Here is a 16,470-nt window from a genome sequence, read left to right on the forward strand (position 1 = left end):
GGGGATCAGTAGCGGCGCCGGCTACGGGCACCCGCTCAGCAAATTCTCGTGCAGGCGAGGGGAGGCCGACCCGATCCGCGCTACCCGCCCGGGTATTCCGCGTGGATATCGCCACCGAACAATCTCCAGTAGAAGGCGTTCATCCGCGCGGCGGCAGGGGCGTGGCGGGTCAGGATCGAGGCCACGACCGGCGATACGTCGTCCGGGATGTGACCGGCGGCGCACCGGAGTACGTACTCGTTGCGGGCGACCGGGCCGGCGCCGATCGGCGCCGGTATTCCACAGACGTCGGTCACCAGCCAGTTGACCAGTCGCATGGCGGCATAGCAGGCGTCGTGCGAGGTATGGCGTTCGGCGAAGCCGCGTTCGGCCGGCGAAAGGTCGAAACGCGGCGAGGTAGCGAGCCCGAAGTCGGTGAGATAGATCCGCCGCCCGTCGGTGCGGATGTTGCCGAAGTGGCCGTCCATATGCAGCAGGTGCCGATCACCCAGAAATGTCACGATCTCCGAAAACTGTTGTTCGACCGCGGCGGCCTTGCCTGCCGGGTGCTCGCGCAGCCAGTCCGGCAACGCGCGCGGGATGTATTCGCAAAAAAGCACGAGGCTCGACGGTGCGGCGACCAGTGCCTCGAGACGCGCACGCACAGCCGGGCACCCGCCATATGCGGCGACCACAGCGTCGATGTCCGCGTTTTCGGCGGCGACCGGCGAGCGGCCGGGGAGAACCCGCCAGTGGTAGAGCATCGGGAACGATTGTGTCTCGCCGGCCAGCACACCGTCGGTGACGAGGATGTTCGCCGCCAGCTCGCGCCATGCGTTGAAGCTCGGGCCACCGATGCCGTATTGGCAGAACACCGGCAGGTCGAAGAGATTCGCGGTGGCGCCCTGGTGCGCTAGTTCCCGATCGGTCAGCGGAATTCGCTTGGCGAACACCGGCACGCCGTCGACGTCGCAGACTGCCGAACCGCCGCCCACTCCCACGGCGTTCGGCCGACCCTTGTCGACGAGCTCGGCGAGTTCGATGTCACTGCGGGAGGCCAGGAAAGCCGAGAGTTCCCGATGACGGTCGCCCCTGGCAGTTGTCATCACACAATCATGCCACCGGCTGGTGGTTGCAATCGGGGTGATCGACGTGCAGCCGAACCGATGAATTTCGGACGGATCCCCGGTCGATACCTCTGAGCGAACCGATGGCGGTGGGCCTGTGCCGAGAGCGGCCCCGCGTGGGAAGAACACATGGAGGCATTGGGATGCGGAAGTCGATTCCGGGCCATTACGTCTCGCTCGACGACGGAAGCGCTCGGGCGGACCACGGGGTCCGGGACACCCGGATGAGCATCGAGGGCTCCGATCAGGAGCAGACGATCCGGACGGGTGAGCAGGTGGCGCAGTGAGCGATACCAGGGTTCTGGTGGCAGGGGCGAGTATCGCGGGGCCCGCGCTGGCCCACTGGCTGTACCGGCGGGGGGCCGAGGTGACCGTGGTGGAGCGGGCACCCGAGCTGCGTCCCGGTGGGCAGGCGGTGGACGCGCGCGGGATCGCCAAGGAGGTCATCGCGCGGATGGGGTTGGACGTGGCGGTGCGCGCGGCCCGTACCGAGACCGCCGGCGCGTACACCGTGGACGCCGATGGGAACGTGCTGGAGACCTACCGCTCGGACGACGACGGCGGCGACGGATACATAGCGGAGATCGAGATCCTGCGTGGTGACCTGTCCCGGGTGCTCCACGAGGACACCCGGGACAGGGTCGAGTACGTCTTCGGCGACCGGATCGCCGAGCTCACCCAGGACGCCGACGGCGTCGACGTGGCCTTCGAGGGCGGCGACCGGCGCCGCTTCGACCTGGTGATCGGGGCGGACGGGCTGCACTCGGCGCTGCGCGCGATGGTCTTCGGGCCGCACGAGCGGTTCATCCGCCACCTCGGGCATGTGCTGGCCTTCTACAGTGTGCCCAACGAGTTCGGGCTGGACCGCTGGCTGATCGACTACCAAAAGTCCGGGCGCTCCGCCGGCCTGCGGCCCCTCCCGGACGCCACCCGGGCGATGGCCATGCTCTCTTTCCCCGCGGCCGACCTCGACGTCGACCACCGCGACGTCGCCGCCCAGAAACGCCTGCTGCGCGAGCGGATGGCCGGGCTGGGCTGGTTGACCCCGCGCATCCTCGCGCACCTAGACGACACCCCGGATTTCTACCTCGACCAGGTCGCCCAGGTGGTAATGGACCGCTGGTCGATCGGACGGGTGGGGCTGCACGGGGACGCGGCGTTCAGCTCGTCGCCGATGTCCGGGGCGGGCACCGGGCCGGCCTTGGTCGGCGCCTACCTTTTGGCCGGTGAGCTGGCCGCCGCCGGGTGGGACCCGGACACCGGATTCGCCGGCTACGAGCGGCGGATGCGCTCGTTTGTCGAGGCCAACCAGGAGATCGGCCGGTTGCACGTACACACCCGCGACGTCCCAGAGCCGAGCATCGATTTCGGCAGCGAATGGTTCACCCAACTGGTCGAGCGCGCGATCAACGGCGTCGAACTGCCCGACTACGCAGGGATACCGGATTCCGGGGCCCCGGCCGGACCGCCGATCACCTCGTCGGCGGGGTCGTAGATATCACATAACGTGTCGAAAGGGACGACGCTTCGGCAGAGCACTGTGCGATTCGGCACCCGGGCAGCGACCTCCGCGAACACCGGCACCGCCCCACTCACGACAGTCGGGCGGCACCGGCTCACCGCTGCGAGATCACTTACTTGTCGTCGATCACCCGCCCGAGTTCTGGATCGATATCGAAAACAGCCCAGGGCCCGGCGGCGCGCGGAATTCACAGCGTGTAGGTCAGGGTCAGGACCTCCTGCTGCGCCTCGGTCGCCTGACCTGCGATATGGGCGAGTTCTCCGGTACCCGACCCTGGAACAATAGTTCCGTAGGTGCTCTGGGTATCTCCCTGAGTCACACCACCGTGCTGGATGACGAAGGATCCGCGATGTCCTTCAAGGACGCCATCGATCCGCTCCGAAGCAACGAATCCAGCACCGGATTCTCCCTGAGCGGTAAGCACTTCCACAACACCCGAGCCTTCGATCGCGCCGTGATAGCTTTTGCGTATCTGCACGCGCGTCAGCTTCGGCCCCACCTTGGGCTGGTCATAGACCGTCTCGTCGAAGTCTGTGATCTGGAAATGTGCTTCGACGGTGCGGGCCCTGTGCTGGTCGGTGATGCCTTCGAGCTTATTGAGTCGGATGTCCGGAGAGGGCGAAGGGTCGCAATCTCGCGCCGTGTCAGCACCGCGGCGGAGTCGCATGGGGGTCGCAGCGAAAACATCTGGCCGAGTCCCCGGACCTCGTCGACAACCTCATCGACGAGCTCCGCGAGATCCACCTCGGCAGTCCGCGCCACGCCCCCGAACGCCCCCTCGCGTCCGAACGACTGCAGCACGCGTTTAAGGCCGCCGCAGAGCGGGCGGGGGCACGGTCCAGTGACAACGACGCGCCCGAACCGGCGACCTCGAACGCCGACATCCGAACGTTCGGGCGTCCCGAACCTTCGTGAGAAGGCCCTGAGGCAAGCACGGTCGTATCGTTCACGATGGCGTAGCCGACGACGCGAACCCGGATCGAGCGCGCCGATCGGTCGATGCCGCTCAGTCCGCAGTGCCGGGTTCGACGACCCACTCGGCTTGCAACCCGCTCACCGAGGAGATCAGGTCGAAGTCGCCGTCGTAGTGCAGAACCGTGGCCCGGTGCCGCTCGGCCGTTGCCGCGATAAGGACGTCGGCCAGTGACAGTGCCCGATGAAAACCGGCGTTCAGTGCCAGCCCCTGGATCTCGAGCGCCCGCTCGAATTCCTCATCATTGCAGGGCAGGTAGTCGAAACCGCGGAGCAGGGTACGCAGGCGCAGCGCCTCGGGCTTGCCGCGGGCCGAGTACAGCACCTCATACTCGGTCGGGGCACACACCGCGAGGAGCCCCGCGTGGTCCAGCGCATCCAGTCGCTGCCGCACTGCGGGCGTGCTCCGGCGGGCCAGCGCGGACTTGTCGATCAGGTAGCGTCCCTTCACGCCACCGAGGCTCCGTTTCCACCTTCGAGGGAGCCATCCGGCTTCCGTGGCCCGGTCTGTGACCGGATCTCCGCGAACACGTTCTCGAACTCACCCTCGTCGATGGCATCGAAGAGCTCCCGGCGTAGCCGCAGCTTCACTCCCTCCTCCATCGCCGCCCGTACTGCCGCCGCCTTCGTCTTCGCCCCGTATACCCGCATCGCCTGCTCGACGATCTCCTCGTCCAGATCGATGACAGTCCTGGCCATTGGTCATTCCTCCCTAAGCTCACCCGCTCATCCACGATATCAATTCGACCCACAAAATGACATCGCGGCTGAACCAGTACTTACTGTCGTCGACGCGGTTCAAGTATTGCCGGAAACGTCACCGGCCGCCGCGCAGCGAGTCCCCGCGCGACAAGTCGCGGGAAGACCCTGTCCGACACCGGGCGAGTCGAAGTTTGTGCGCGCCCAGGCTACGACTACACCAGCCACAAGCCGGTGAACAAGGCTTGTCGGCCGAGGTGACGGCATCACCTGTGTGGTTTGACCGGCATGGCCATCAGCCGGGCCGAAGCCTTCTGGTATCCCGTTTGGTACGCGACCGATTACGTCCGGGCCGCGATCTGCCTGCACGTAAGCCTGGGTCAAACCGCGGCGACGCCTCTGCGTGAACCGTGACGTTGCCCGAGGCACCATCACTGAAATCCCCGACGTCGGCACCGCCACACCTCGAGCGCTCGACGTCACCGCTTTGGTCAGGTCGACCCGTCCCGGCACCATCATCGGCAGGTCGGTCCTCGAGTCGATCTTTCGCTTGGCGGCGCGGACGACCCGGCTGCCGCATGTTCTCATGCTCCTCGAGAGCTTCAGCACCAGGCTCCGGCCACAAAATGGTCAGGACCAACACCGCGACCGGCAGGCCGACCGCCACCGCGAACCCCAGCATGATCACGGCTGCCGCCCGAACGCCGAGGAGAACACCGACCACAGCGGATACTCATGCCCTCTGGTATATAGGCCCGCCACCTCGGTCACGACCCACCACGGGGAGCCGGACTCCAACGCGTCGAGGTGCGGAATCACGACCACGTCGGCCGTATGCTCTAGCGCGTGCTGGACCGCGATCAACGCGGCAAGTACGGCAGGGGCATCGGTATGGACGGTGTAGACAACCCGCAGCCCGTGCTGCCGCACCAGTGCTTTGTATACCTCTGGATCATGGCCACTGTGCAGCAGAGCCACGGCCTTCTCGTCCCCCTGTTGCCCCGTCACTACTTGGCCTCATGAGTTCGAATGCCTCGTTTCCGGGCATGCCATCTCGTCTCGACCCCCAAGCCTGACGATCCAACATCTCGCACATCGAGATCGATCGCTGTCGACGACGTACTCGACATTGGGTCGCATGACCACTTCCTGAGCGCCTCAGCGAACGCGGTGAGCGTCGACAACGGCAATGACTTCGCGGACCCCTGCGGGATATCGTCATACTGCGGAACCCTCTGTACCAGCGTGCTCATCGTGCACTCCCAAGGACTCGGTCTTTCGAATGCCTCAATGCTGACGGCGGTGAACAACGGAATCCACGGCACAAAAGATGGACATATGATGTTCCCATGCGACGTCAGAGACTCATCGAGGCCCGCAAAGCCATCGGTAAAACTCAAGAAGAGGTGGCCGAGGCTGTAGGCGTGGACCGCACGACCTTGGGAAAGTGGGAACGCGACGAGTCGACCCCGCAACCGGGTCAACGATCGCGCTATGCCGAGGCCCTCGGAATCACACTCGATGAACTAGCCGCGATGCTGTCGAGCGTTCCGTCTATCGAGGCGGAGACACCCGATTGGGTCTCGACGTACCTGGGGATGGAACAGTCGGCCACCTCGATCAGAGCCCACGAGCCCCGGGGTGTCTACGGCCTGCTCCAAACACCCCGCTACACAGCGGCACTCATCTCACGTGTAGGCATCACCGGGGTATCGGACACCTACATCCAGCGATCCATCGAACAAAGACTCTACCGGCAGAAACGCGTCCGATCCGGCGACTTGGAGATCGACCTCGTGCAACCCGAGTCAGCACTTCACCTCGTCGTCGGAACCCCCGAGGTCATGGCGGAGCAAATGGCGAGCTGCCTCGAACTCGCCGAGCTCCCCACGGTCACCCTACGGGTTTCTCCTTACAGCGCCGGCAACCATGAAGCTCTCAGGCTCGGGAACTTCGCACTCATGACACATCCGTGGGGAACCCCTCGTGTGCACCTGGAGGGCTACGGTGGCGGCCGGTTCATCACAAATGCCGATGAAGTAAGCTATTTCTCGGCCGTGTTCGACCAAGCGAAGAGCATGGCCCTGACTCCGGTGGAGTCGAAGAAGTTCGTACAGCGGCTAGAAAAAGCGTGGAGTAAGAAATGCTGAAATGGCGGAAGTCCAGTTTCACCAATCCTGAAACATGCGTAGAGGTTGCGAAAACACCAGCTGGAAGCTTTCTCATCAGAAACTCAAATTCACGGGATGCCGGCACGGCAGAATTCACCGATTCGGAATGGCAGGCTTTCATCAAGGGCGTAAAAAACGGAGAGTTCGACCCGGATAAACTCTGAGCTACCGACAGACCAAATAATGTACTGTTCGCAATATTCGGCCACATCCGGGACATATATTAATGCTACCCCGGTAGGAACCATTACTGCCGCCTCTACTCCTGATCCATAGGAATCGCGAGGTGAGCCCCGGTCGATGCAGCATTCCGGACATCGTCTGTGAATATTTCCAAGAGCTCCATGGTGCTCGTACGCAGAACCTGAAATTCATCGAGTCCCAGTTCCAAGTACTGGCCATGAGCTATTGTGTTCCGTCGGTGCACGAGCTCCTGATCGATCATCTGGGCGCGCAGCAAATATTGCGCACGTCTCTCTAGCCCGAGCCGATGAATGATGTCGAGGAAAATACTTGAGGACAGGTTGCTTTCGGTTCGGACGAGGCTCTCGGATAGCGAGGCCCGGCCTGTAAGGCCAGTCCGGATAAACAGAGCGAACTCGTTATGCACCAGAGGAACACTTGCTTCACCAATAGCATTCATCCGCGTCTTCAAAGCGTTTCCTAGGAACGCCTCGCTGAGCTTGTCATAGGAATAGCGCTGCGTGTTTACGTACCTGATGTACAGCTGGGCCACGCCTTTCACCCATCCTTCCCAGTGGGCATAAAGGATGAGAACCCCGGATCTGATATTTGCTTTCCGCGCGTTCCCGCTCGACTGTCGGATTATCTGCAGCGCGGTGGTTAGCTCCTGTTTCCGCCATGCAATCTCTGCCGAGATCGCGTCATCCAGCACTTCGACAGAATGAATCTTTGCCATCAGGCGCTGATAATCTTTCGCCCCGCAGGAACCATCATGCCCAATCTGGCTTCGGTGGACTTTCCAGTGGCGAAGCGTGCGGTCATCTCTGGCAGGTTCCAAAATTCGATGGCAGATTCACGAAGGTTACTGCGAATGTCAGCTCCCTGTCGAACAAGGTAGCCCAGGCTGATCGCGAGTGCTTCGAAGGAAGAGTTCAGAAACCCACCCTTGAAGTCCTGCTTCGCGCTATCCCAGCGCCCAAAGATTTTCTCGTCTGCGTCGCCGAGACGGTCGAAGGTCTCCTTGAACACCTTTTCTGCTTGCATCTTGTAGTCGTCATTGAAGTTCAGCGCAAGGTCAATCGCAAACTCCTGCAGGCCGTCCTGGAAATTGCGGATTCCAACGATCTGCTCGTCTGACATCTCGTGTAGGTAGAGGAACCGAAGCACGAGCTCCTCGTCGTACTTTTTCTTCATTTCACTATCAGGGAGTCGCAGCAGAGTAACGAACGATTCATGCGTCGCTAGCTTGCTCAGCCATTCGACAAAATCGGGGTTGACGCCGACGAGTTGAGCGTTTCGAATTTCCTGGTTCGACAGCTTGGAACCGAAAGAGTTGAGTCGCTGAAAAAGGTCGAACTTCGTCTTCGGGTCAGATTCCCGCTGCACGATCTTGAGATCGATCTTGGCACGCTTCAGGTCCCGCCGTTGTGCGGGGGTTAGTGCCGGCTGTTCGTCTTCTTTATTATCCCAGACCAAGCCCTCAAGAGAAGGAAGGTACTTGGTGGCTCGCAGCGTTAGCGCGGGGAAAGCCTCCTGGTCAAGTAAGCCCTGGAGCTGGAGCAAAGTACTGATCCGCTGGAGTCCATCGACCAACTCCCAACGGCCATCCTCATCCTGAGCAACGAAAATCGACGGAAGCGGGATCCCGATGAGGATACTTTCGACGAGTCGCGACTTTTGATCCTCGTCCCAGCGGAAGAGCCTCTGGAACGGTGGGCGGATAATGAGATCACCTTCGGTATACATGTTGGTGAGCTCACCCACGCTCATCGGATAGCTGTCCGTGGAAATGGTTCTTCTCGCCGCGTCGAGCTCCGACTCAAGACTACTCACGGTGTACCACCGACCTTTACTTATGAAAGGGCATAGCTTGCCTCATGCTCCTAGCAGATATCAGGCATGCACACGCCGACCAAAAGTAGTCTAGAGGAGCCTGAGATTGACCGCTACCGATCTGAGAAGCGCTACGCCACACCTCGATTTTTGAAAGGTCATGACGCGCTTGGCCATCCCGCGCACTAAGTCGATGCCGGTCTCGCCTCAGGGGAACGCAAACTATTCGCTTCTAGACGTTGAAGCGGAACTCGACCACGTCGCCGTCGGCCATGACGTAGTCTTTGCCCTCCATCCGGACCTTGCCCGCCGCTTTCGCGGCGGCCATCGACCCCGCCTCGACCAGGTCGTCGAAGGCGACCACTTCGGCCTTGATGAAACCGCGTTCGAAGTCGGTGTGGATGACCCCCGCTGCCTTCGGCGCGGTGTCACCCTGGTGGATTGTCCACGCCCGGGACTCTTTCGGGCCGGCGGTGAGGTAGGTCTGCAATCCGAGGGTGTGGAAACCGGCGCGGGCCAGAGCATGCAGGCCGGGTTCGGCCTGGCCGATGGATTCCAGCAGTTCCGTGGCGGATTCCTCGTCGAGTTCGAGGAGTTCGGACTCGACCTTGGCGTCCAGGAACACCGAATCCGCCGGGGCCACGGAAGCCTTCAGTTCGGCGACCTTGGCTTCGTCGCTGAGCACCGACTCGTCCGCGTTGAAGACGTACAGGAAAGGCTTGGTGGTGAGCAGGGACAGCTCTTTGAGCAGGTCGCCGTCGATCTCCTTCGCGGCGTGGAACAAGGTCCGGCCGCTGTTGAGGATTTCCTGGGCCTGTTTGGCGGCGTCGGCGTAGGGCTTGCGGTCCTTTTTGACCTTGGCTTCCTTCTCGAGGCGGACGACGGCCTTTTCGAGGGTCTGCAGGTCGGCGAGGATCAGTTCGGTTTCGATGACCTCTATATCGGAGGCCGGGTTCACCTGGCCGTCCACGTGCACCACATCGTCGTCGGCGAAGACGCGGACGACCTGGCAGATGGCGTCGGCCTCGCGGATGTTGGCGAGGAATTTGTTGCCGAGGCCGGCGCCCTCGGAGGCGCCCTTCACGATGCCGGCGATATCGACGAAGGAGACCGTCGCGGGGACCGTGCGGGCGGAGTCGAAGATCTCGGCGAGCTTGTCCAGGCGGGGGTCGGGCAGCGGAACCACGCCGACATTGGGCTCGATGGTCGCGAACGGGTAGTTCGCGGCGAGCACGTCGTTGCGGGTCAGCGCGTTGAACAGCGTCGATTTTCCGACGTTGGGCAGGCCGACGATTCCGAGGGTGAGACTCACGAGGACAGCAGTCTACGCGGGTGGGTGCCGAGGGCGACGATCGGCCGGGGCGTGTGTGCGAGCGCCCGCGCGAAGGGTGTCGGCGTAGCGTGACCCTATGGAGCCGACCTCCGAGGTAGTGACGGCCTACCCGGCGCCCACACTGGCCGCCTTCATCGACCGGTACATCGGATACCGCATGACCGGATACGAGGCGGGTCTGCATCGTGGGCTGCCCTCGCGGCATATGACGTTCATCGTCGCCATCGGACCCGCCATCGAGGTGATCGGCCAGACCGACGTCCGCCAGTCGCCGGACGACTACCGCTGCGTGCTCAGCGGACTCCAGGACCGTCCGGCGATGATCGCGCACGACGGCACCCAGGAAGGGGTGGCCATCAAGCTCACCCCGCTGGGCAGCCGGGCCCTGTTCGGGCTGCCCGCGGCGGAGTTGTGGAGCACCTCGATCGAGTTCGCCGACCTCATCGGCGCGCCGGGACGGCAACTGTGGGAGGAACTGCAGGAGCGGCCGGGATGGCCGCAGCGGTTCGCGGCGTGCGACCGGATGCTCACCCGGCTGCTGGTACCCGAGCGGTCGGTCGGACCGGAGCTGACCTGGGCGTGGCGGGCGGTGACGGGGTCACACGGGACAATGGGAGTCGAACCCCTCGCCGAACGTATCGGCTGGAGCCGCCAGTACCTCACCAAACGTTTCACGAGCGAGTTCGGGTTGAGCCCGAAGGTGGCAGGACGGGTCGCGCGGTTCGAGCGGGCCAAACACATGCTGCTGCACACACCGGCGTTCGTCTCGATCGCCCAGGTCGCCGCCACCTGCGGCTACTACGACCAGCCGCATCTCAACCGGGAGTTCGCCCGGCTGGCCGGATGCAGCCCCACCCAGTGGCTGGCCGAGGAGATTCCATCCGTCCAAGACCCGGAGATGGCCGGCGGCCCAGGCTGAAACCATGACCGCAACCGAGAACACCACCACGACCACCGCCCCCGCACCGGCCGTCTGGCCGTGCCTGGCCTTCACCGACGCCCGCGGCACCGCGGACTTCCTGGTCCGGGCGTTCGGCTTCGAACTGACGGCCATGTACGCCCGCGAAGGCGACCCGTCGATCATCGAACACGCCGAAATGCGCTGGCCGGAAGGCGGCGGAATCATGTTCGGCACCGCGAACAAGGGCGGTGGGCTGCCGGAGCGGCGCACACCGGGCACCGAATCGATCTATGTGGTCTGCGCCGACCCGGACGCGCTGTACGAGCGAGCCACCGCAGCCGGCGCGGAAACCGTCGCCGGACTGAAGGACGAGGACTACGGGTCGCGCGGATTCACGGTCGCCGATCCGGAGGGCAACTACTGGAGCTTCGGGACCTATCGAGGGCAGTGAACCGCGTCGCTGCGCCGGATCGGAGCCGGTACATGGTTCGCTGTTCCCGGTGGCCGCGGCGGTGTCGAGCCCTGCCGCGGCGCCTTTCCGAAGCGGGCCGTGCCGTCGTGGCTTGACCTTCAGGTTGCTCGAAGCCCGATGATGGGCGCGTGCCCGAATCCGACCTGATCACCATCGGCGCGTTCGCCCGCTCGTGCGGTATCACGCCCAGTGCGCTGCGCTTCTACGACGACTCCGGCCTGCTGTCACCGGCCGGGGTCGACGCGGCCACCGGATACCGCTACTACGCACCCGCCCAGGTCGAGCGCGCGGTGACGATCCGCCGCCTCCGCGCCATCGATATGCCGCTCGACCAGATCACCCGTGTGCTCGCAAGCGACCCGCACACCGCGGCCGGGCTCATCGACGACCATGTGGCCGGGTTGCTCCAGCGGTCCCGGCAGGCACGGCGGACCGGCGAAATGGTCAAGGCCGCGCTCGGCGAACCCTCCGGCTGGTGGGTGGCGACGGTACGGGGGCCGGTGCTGGCGGCGGCGGTCGAGCAGATACTCGCCGCCACCGGCACCGACCCCGACCTGCCGGTGCTGGCCGGGGTGCGGCTCGAGGCGACGCCCGCATCGCTCACCCTCACCGCCACCGACCGCTACCGGCTCTCCACCCGCACGCTGGTTCCCGAACAGCCCGGATCCGTCGAGTGGGCCGCCACGGTCGACGGCGCCGACCTGAGCGCGGCGCTGCCGGAGATCCGCGGCGCCCACGCCATCGATATCGAAGCCGGTGAGCACAGCGTCCGGTTCCGATCCGCCGATGGCGCCGTACGCACCTGCCGGACGCTGGCCGAACCGTTCCCCGACCACCGCGGGCTGCTGGCCGCGCTGCCGGCGGGGCCCACCCACGCCGTGGTCGCCAAACACGACCTGCTGCGCGCGCTGGAACAGCAGCGCGACCGCTACCTGCGGGTGACGACCGCGGCGGACACCCTCACCGTCTCGGGCATCGGAGGCGAGCCGCCGACCGAACTGTCCGCCCGGGTCACCGGCCCCGACAGCGAACTCGTCTTCGGGTTCACCATCCTGCACCCGGCCGTCGCCACCGCCATCGGACCCGATGTGCGGCTGGATATCGGCGGCCGCACCGATCCGATGGTCGTCCGGTCCGCGGACAACGGCGACCTCACCACCCTGGCCATGCCGGCCGACCCCGCAGTCGTCGACGAGAACGGATCCCCCCGATGACCTCCACCGAACAGCGCTCCCCCGACAGCACCATGGACGCGATCACCGCGGCCGTCACGCTCGGCCGATCCGGGGACACCGCCGCCGGCCGCGAACGTCTCCTCGAGATCTGGCGCGGTATCGGCGTCGCCGGTGACCCCTTCCACCGCTGCACCCTCGCGCACTACCTCGCCGATCTCCACGACGATCCCGCCCAGGCGCTGGCCTGGGATATCCGCGCCCTCGACGCGGCCGACGCCCTCACCGACGACCGGGTTCAGCGGCACCACGCGAGCCTGCAGGTCGCGGGGTTCTATCCGTCGCTGCACCTGAACCTGGCCGACAACTATCGGCGCCTGGGATCGTGGGAGGCCGCCGCGGAACAGCTCGCTGCCGCGCGAAAGCGGCTGGACGCCCTCTCCGACGACGCCTACGGCGCGATGATCCGCACCGCACTGGACGAGGTGGCCGACACGGTCACCCGGCGGTCCACCGAGCGGCGGCCGAGCGCACCGGGCCCGCGTTCGTGACACCGCTCCCCTCGGCTACCGCGCTGCCCCGGCCGGCACCGATCGACCGGGGCGGCGATCACTGCGCGATGAGCTCGGCGAAATCGGGCGCGTAGACGGTCGTCCAGTGCGGGCGCAGACGGAAGAACACCACATCGTTGTCCCAGTCGAATGCGTCGTCGCCGTAGAAGTCCTGGAAGTAGGCGAGCAGTTCCGGCCACTCGGCATCCGGTGCACCACCGGCCGGGTTCAAGGTTTCGGCGGTGCCGTGCGTGAACACACCCAATCCCTCACCGCGCATATGCGCGACACTCGCGGCCGGGCGGGCGGCGAGGTGGCGGGCCTTGGCGGCGGTGCGCGCGGTACCGAAATACCACCGGCCGTGCAGAAAATGCCCGTCGACACCGCTCACCCGCGGCTCGCCCTTGGCGGTCACGGTGGACAGGGTGAGCAGGCACATACCGGTGAGTACCGAGGTGAGCTGCGCGGCGGTGAGGGTGCGGTCGGTGGCGATGATCGAGCGGAGATGTCCCGTGGCACCCGCGAGAGAGGTGTCGAGCAGGGTCTGCAGTGCGGCCAGTTCTTCGGGGGTTTCGCGCATTGCCCCACCGTATGCGCGCCGGGCCGGAATACGGTTGACCGAAATTGCTCAATACAGTGGCCCGGGATCGAACGGAAGGCATTCCGCTCGGCGCATCACAGCGACCGTTCACCGCAACCGTCGAAGCGCCGAACGGCCATCGGTTACGTTCGTGTGGCCGGCACGTTCCAGCTCGCTGTACAGGAGTTGCCCGATGGGGACTATCGAATATCTCAAGACCGACCCCGACCTACCACCCGTGGGTGTGGTCGACCGGTCCCCGATCACGCCCGCGAAGAAGGCGATCTTCGCCGCCATCGCGCTGCTCGGCGCCGTGGCCTGGACGATCCTCGCGATCGCGCGGGGCGAATCCGTGAACGCGGTGTGGATTGTGATCGCGGCGGTGTGTACCTACATCGTGGCCTACCGGTTCTACGCGCGGCTCATCGAATACAAGGTCGTCAAACCCCGTGACGACCTGGCGACTCCGGCGGAGATCCTGGACAACGGCAAAGACTTCATGCCGATGGACCGGCGGGTGCTGTTCGGGCATCATTTCGCGGCCATCGCGGGGGCCGGCCCGCTGGTCGGGCCGGTGCTGGCCGCGCAGATGGGGTACCTGCCGGGCACCATCTGGATCATCGTCGGCGTCGTGTTCGCCGGCGCGGTGCAGGACTACCTGGTGCTGTGGGTGTCGATGAAACGGCGCGGGCGCAGTCTCGGGCAGATGGCACGCGACGAACTCGGGGTTGTCGGCGGTGTGGCCGCCATCATCGGCGTCCTGGTGATCATGATGATCCTGCTGGCCGTGCTGGCGCTGGTGGTGGTGAACGCGCTGGCGCACAGCCCGTGGGGTGTCTTCTCCATCGCGATGACCATCCCGATCGCCCTCTTCATGGGCGTGTACCTGCGGTATCTGCGACCGGGCCGGGTCGGTGAGATCTCGGCGATCGGTTTCGTCCTGCTGATCCTGGCGATCATCGCGGGCGGCTGGGTCTCGCACAACGACACCTGGGCCGGATGGTTCACCTTCCACCCCGTCACCATCTCGTGGATGCTGATCGGCTACGGCTTCGTCGCCTCGGTACTGCCGGTGTGGCTGCTGCTGGCCCCGCGCGACTATCTGTCGACCTTCATGAAGATCGGCACCATCGGCCTGCTCGCGGTAGGCATCCTGGTGACCCTGCCGGTGCTGAAAGCGCCCGCGGTCTCGGAGTTCGCCACCTCGGGCACCGGCCCCGCCTTCGCGGGCAGCCTGTTCCCGTTCCTCTTCATCACCATCGCCTGCGGTGCGCTGTCCGGATTCCACGCGCTGGTGTCGTCGGGTACGACACCGAAACTGCTGGAGAAGGAATCGCATGCCAAGGTGATCGGCTACGGCGGCATGCTGATGGAGTCGTTCGTGGCGGTGATGGCGATCATCACGGCGTCGATCATCGATCAGCACCTGTACTTCGCCATGAACGCGCCGGCCGGCGCGACCGGGGGCACCGCGGAAACCGCGGCGGCCTATACGAACGGCTTGGGCTTGTCCGGTCCGCCGACGACCGGCGCCGAACTGAGCCAGGCCGCGACCGATGTGGGTGAGGAATCGGTGATCTCCCGCACCGGCGGCGCCCCGACGCTGGCCATCGGTATCTCCGAAGTGTTCGCCGGATTCCTCGGCGGCGCCGGGATGAAGTCGTTCTGGTACCACTTCGCGATCATGTTCGAGGCGCTGTTCATCCTGACCACCATCGACGCGGGCACCCGCGTGGCACGGTTCATGCTGTCCGATTCGCTGGGTAACCTGCGCGGTCCGGCGCGTAAGTTCGCCGATCCGTCGTGGCGAGTGGGCGCATGGCTGTGCTCGGCGGTCGTGGTGGCGGCCTGGGGATCGATCCTGCTGATGGGTGTGACGGATCCGCTGGGCGGGATCAACGCGCTGTTCCCGCTGTTCGGTATCGCCAACCAGTTGCTGGCCGCGATCGCGCTGGTGGTGGTGCTGACGATCCTGGTGAAGAAGGGCCTGACGAAATGGGCCTGGATCCCCGGTATCGCCCTGGCCTGGGATCTCATCGTCACCATGACCGCGTCCTGGCAGAAGATCTTTTCGGCCGATCCGAAGGTGGGCTACTGGAAACAGAACAGCATCTGCCGGGCCGCCCGGGACGCCGGCGAGCTGTGCCTGACAGCGAAAACACCGGAGGACGTGGACGCGGTCATTCGCAATACGTTCATCCAGGGTGCGCTGTCCATCGTTTTCGCGGTGCTGGTACTGATCGTGGTGCTGGCCGCGGTATGGGTCTGTTACCGCACCGTGAAATCGGGCGATACCTCGACCACCGAATCGCCGGAGGAGCCGTCGAAGATCTTCGCGCCCAGTGGTTTCCTGATCACCTCGGCGGAGAAGGATGTCCAGCGGCAATGGGACGAGCGGATCGCGCAGGGCGAGGTAGCGGTGCCGGGGGCGGCACCCGCGGAGGTGCGGAGTTGACCGGGCGGCTCGCGGCGCCGGGCATGCGCGCCGGGGCCGTGGACGCCGAGCGGGCCGGTCCGCGCGGGACGCCGGCCCGCGGGGTGCGGGCGCTCGTGCGCGGGGCGCGGTCGGTGTTCCGTTACCTGGACTCCGTCGTCGGCGGGCAGGACTACCAGCGCTACCTCGCGCATATGCGCAGGGTGCACCCCGGTCGCCCGGTGGCGAGTGAGCGGGACTACTGGCGGGAGCGGTACGCCGACGCGGAACGCAACCCGGGCGCGCGCTGCTGCTGAGCAGGACCGCGAGAGTTACGGCGGGGCCGGTGCGACCGGCCCCGCCGTCGCATTTTCGTGGCCGCCCCGCGCCGCCTTTCCGCTGGCTACGGTGCCGATCGTCCCGCGTGTCTTCGCCGTGTTTCCGCAGCCGCTCGGCGTCGGCCGTCCTAGTGTTCGCGCGGTCACCTCATATCAGCGGACCGACGCGCTTCCACAGCCTCTCTATCGCCCCCGAGCGACCGACCCGAACAGCGGGCCTGCGT

Annotated in this window: 19 protein-coding genes; 10 read left to right on the forward strand and 9 right to left on the reverse strand. The window is 65.2% G+C overall.

The window, feature by feature from the left end:
* Positions 1-80: 80 nt before the first annotated feature.
* Positions 81-1,085 carry a serine/threonine protein phosphatase gene (locus AB0H42_RS28920; protein WP_357061742.1) on the reverse strand — a complete coding sequence of 335 codons (1,005 nt, stop codon included), beginning with the start codon at positions 1,083-1,085 and terminating at the stop codon, positions 81-83.
* A gap of 164 nt (positions 1,086-1,249) precedes the next feature.
* Between AB0H42_RS28920 and AB0H42_RS28925 the strand changes: the two genes are divergently transcribed.
* Positions 1,250-1,393, forward strand: coding sequence for a hypothetical protein (locus AB0H42_RS28925; protein ID WP_357061744.1), 144 nt, complete (start codon positions 1,250-1,252; stop codon positions 1,391-1,393).
* Complete coding sequence (locus AB0H42_RS28930) at positions 1,390-2,601, forward strand: FAD-dependent monooxygenase (RefSeq protein WP_357061747.1); 1,212 nt, start codon at positions 1,390-1,392, stop codon at positions 2,599-2,601. Before AB0H42_RS28925 ends, AB0H42_RS28930 begins: the two co-directional genes overlap by 4 nt.
* A gap of 214 nt (positions 2,602-2,815) precedes the next feature.
* Here the strand turns inward: AB0H42_RS28930 and AB0H42_RS28935 are convergent, their stop codons facing one another.
* The 4 genes from AB0H42_RS28935 to AB0H42_RS28950 form a co-directional block, all read right to left on the reverse strand.
* Complete coding sequence (locus AB0H42_RS28935) at positions 2,816-3,295, reverse strand: DUF3224 domain-containing protein (protein ID WP_357061749.1); 480 nt, start codon at positions 3,293-3,295, stop codon at positions 2,816-2,818.
* 339 nt (positions 3,296-3,634) lie between these two features.
* Positions 3,635-4,051 (reverse strand): PIN domain nuclease, encoded by a 417-nt coding sequence (locus AB0H42_RS28940; protein WP_357061752.1) that lies wholly within the window; start codon positions 4,049-4,051, stop codon positions 3,635-3,637.
* Entirely contained in the window at positions 4,048-4,299 is a 252-nt protein-coding gene (locus AB0H42_RS28945) for a type II toxin-antitoxin system VapB family antitoxin (protein WP_357061755.1), read from the reverse strand. Before AB0H42_RS28945 ends, AB0H42_RS28940 begins: the two co-directional genes overlap by 4 nt.
* Before the next feature lie 684 nt (positions 4,300-4,983).
* Complete coding sequence (locus AB0H42_RS28950; RefSeq protein WP_357061758.1) at positions 4,984-5,307, reverse strand: hypothetical protein; 324 nt, start codon at positions 5,305-5,307, stop codon at positions 4,984-4,986.
* Between the two features lie 341 nt (positions 5,308-5,648).
* On the opposite strand from AB0H42_RS28950, the gene AB0H42_RS28955 reads away from it, so the two are divergent.
* Both AB0H42_RS28955 and AB0H42_RS28960 read left to right on the forward strand, forming a co-directional pair.
* Positions 5,649-6,449: a helix-turn-helix transcriptional regulator gene (locus AB0H42_RS28955; protein ID WP_357061761.1), complete on the forward strand. Its 801-nt coding sequence runs from the start codon at positions 5,649-5,651 to the stop codon at positions 6,447-6,449.
* A complete protein-coding gene (locus AB0H42_RS28960) occupies positions 6,443-6,634 on the forward strand; it encodes a DUF397 domain-containing protein (protein WP_357061762.1) in 192 nt (63 codons plus the stop codon). The genes AB0H42_RS28955 and AB0H42_RS28960 overlap by 7 nt, the downstream gene beginning before the upstream one ends.
* Positions 6,635-6,729: 95 nt before the next feature.
* On the opposite strand, the gene AB0H42_RS28965 is transcribed toward AB0H42_RS28960, so the two are convergent.
* The 3 genes from AB0H42_RS28965 to ychF form a co-directional block, all read right to left on the reverse strand.
* On the reverse strand, positions 6,730-7,389 hold the full coding sequence (locus AB0H42_RS28965; RefSeq protein WP_357061765.1) for an MAE_28990/MAE_18760 family HEPN-like nuclease: 660 nt from the start codon (positions 7,387-7,389) through the stop codon (positions 6,730-6,732).
* Complete coding sequence (locus tag AB0H42_RS28970) at positions 7,389-8,486, reverse strand: DUF262 domain-containing protein (protein ID WP_357061768.1); 1,098 nt, start codon at positions 8,484-8,486, stop codon at positions 7,389-7,391. The genes AB0H42_RS28965 and AB0H42_RS28970 overlap by 1 nt, the downstream gene beginning before the upstream one ends.
* A gap of 232 nt (positions 8,487-8,718) precedes the next feature.
* Positions 8,719-9,798 (reverse strand): redox-regulated ATPase YchF, encoded by a 1,080-nt coding sequence (ychF, locus tag AB0H42_RS28975; RefSeq protein ID WP_357061770.1) that lies wholly within the window; start codon positions 9,796-9,798, stop codon positions 8,719-8,721.
* A gap of 97 nt (positions 9,799-9,895) precedes the next feature.
* Here ychF and AB0H42_RS28980 point away from each other — a divergent pair, with 97 nt between their 5' ends.
* The 4 genes from AB0H42_RS28980 (at position 9,896) to AB0H42_RS28995 (ending at position 12,915) form a co-directional block, all read left to right on the forward strand.
* Positions 9,896-10,738: a helix-turn-helix domain-containing protein gene (locus AB0H42_RS28980; RefSeq protein WP_357061774.1), complete on the forward strand. Its 843-nt coding sequence runs from the start codon at positions 9,896-9,898 to the stop codon at positions 10,736-10,738.
* Positions 10,739-10,742: 4 nt separating this feature from the next.
* Positions 10,743-11,171, forward strand: a complete 429-nt coding sequence (locus tag AB0H42_RS28985) for a VOC family protein (protein ID WP_357061777.1) — start codon at positions 10,743-10,745, stop codon at positions 11,169-11,171.
* 149 nt (positions 11,172-11,320) lie between these two features.
* Positions 11,321-12,406, forward strand: coding sequence for a MerR family transcriptional regulator (locus AB0H42_RS28990; protein ID WP_357061780.1), 1,086 nt, complete (start codon positions 11,321-11,323; stop codon positions 12,404-12,406).
* Positions 12,403-12,915: a hypothetical protein gene (locus tag AB0H42_RS28995; protein ID WP_357061782.1), complete on the forward strand. Its 513-nt coding sequence runs from the start codon at positions 12,403-12,405 to the stop codon at positions 12,913-12,915. Before AB0H42_RS28990 ends, AB0H42_RS28995 begins: the two co-directional genes overlap by 4 nt.
* A 58-nt stretch (positions 12,916-12,973) precedes the next feature.
* On the opposite strand, the gene AB0H42_RS29000 is transcribed toward AB0H42_RS28995, so the two are convergent.
* Positions 12,974-13,495 carry a pyridoxamine 5'-phosphate oxidase family protein gene (locus AB0H42_RS29000; protein WP_357061784.1) on the reverse strand — a complete coding sequence of 174 codons (522 nt, stop codon included), beginning with the start codon at positions 13,493-13,495 and terminating at the stop codon, positions 12,974-12,976.
* 193 nt (positions 13,496-13,688) lie between these two features.
* Here AB0H42_RS29000 and AB0H42_RS29005 point away from each other — a divergent pair, with 193 nt between their 5' ends.
* Positions 13,689-15,950, forward strand: coding sequence for a carbon starvation CstA family protein (locus AB0H42_RS29005; RefSeq protein ID WP_357061787.1), 2,262 nt, complete (start codon positions 13,689-13,691; stop codon positions 15,948-15,950).
* A gap of 95 nt (positions 15,951-16,045) precedes the next feature.
* The gene (locus AB0H42_RS29010) at positions 16,046-16,225 is read left to right on the forward strand and encodes a YbdD/YjiX family protein (protein WP_357061845.1); all 180 of its coding nucleotides are present in this window, start codon (positions 16,046-16,048) and stop codon (positions 16,223-16,225) included.
* Positions 16,226-16,470 lie beyond the last annotated feature (245 nt).

Source organism: Nocardia sp. NPDC050799 (genome assembly GCF_040654015.1).
Taxonomy (GTDB): domain Bacteria; phylum Actinomycetota; class Actinomycetes; order Mycobacteriales; family Mycobacteriaceae; genus Nocardia.

What these genes read in the sequence shown, in the direction of transcription:
- AB0H42_RS28920 (WP_357061742.1), bottom strand. Translation starts at nt 1,085, where the DNA reads ATGACAACTGCCAGGGGCGACCGTCATCGGGAACTCTCGGCTTTCCTG.
- AB0H42_RS28925 (WP_357061744.1), top strand. Translation starts at nt 1,250, where the DNA reads ATGCGGAAGTCGATTCCGGGCCATTACGTCTCGCTCGACGACGGAAGC.
- AB0H42_RS28935 (WP_357061749.1), bottom strand. Translation starts at nt 3,295, where the DNA reads ATGCGACTCCGCCGCGGTGCTGACACGGCGCGAGATTGCGACCCTTCG.
- AB0H42_RS28945 (WP_357061755.1), bottom strand. Translation starts at nt 4,299, where the DNA reads ATGGCCAGGACTGTCATCGATCTGGACGAGGAGATCGTCGAGCAGGCG.
- AB0H42_RS28955 (WP_357061761.1), top strand. Translation starts at nt 5,649, where the DNA reads ATGCGACGTCAGAGACTCATCGAGGCCCGCAAAGCCATCGGTAAAACT.
- AB0H42_RS28960 (WP_357061762.1), top strand. Translation starts at nt 6,443, where the DNA reads ATGCTGAAATGGCGGAAGTCCAGTTTCACCAATCCTGAAACATGCGTA.
- AB0H42_RS28965 (WP_357061765.1), bottom strand. Translation starts at nt 7,389, where the DNA reads ATGGCAAAGATTCATTCTGTCGAAGTGCTGGATGACGCGATCTCGGCA.
- AB0H42_RS28980 (WP_357061774.1), top strand. Translation starts at nt 9,896, where the DNA reads ATGGAGCCGACCTCCGAGGTAGTGACGGCCTACCCGGCGCCCACACTG.
- AB0H42_RS28985 (WP_357061777.1), top strand. Translation starts at nt 10,743, where the DNA reads ATGACCGCAACCGAGAACACCACCACGACCACCGCCCCCGCACCGGCC.
- AB0H42_RS28995 (WP_357061782.1), top strand. Translation starts at nt 12,403, where the DNA reads ATGACCTCCACCGAACAGCGCTCCCCCGACAGCACCATGGACGCGATC.
- AB0H42_RS29000 (WP_357061784.1), bottom strand. Translation starts at nt 13,495, where the DNA reads ATGCGCGAAACCCCCGAAGAACTGGCCGCACTGCAGACCCTGCTCGAC.
- AB0H42_RS29005 (WP_357061787.1), top strand. Translation starts at nt 13,689, where the DNA reads ATGGGGACTATCGAATATCTCAAGACCGACCCCGACCTACCACCCGTG.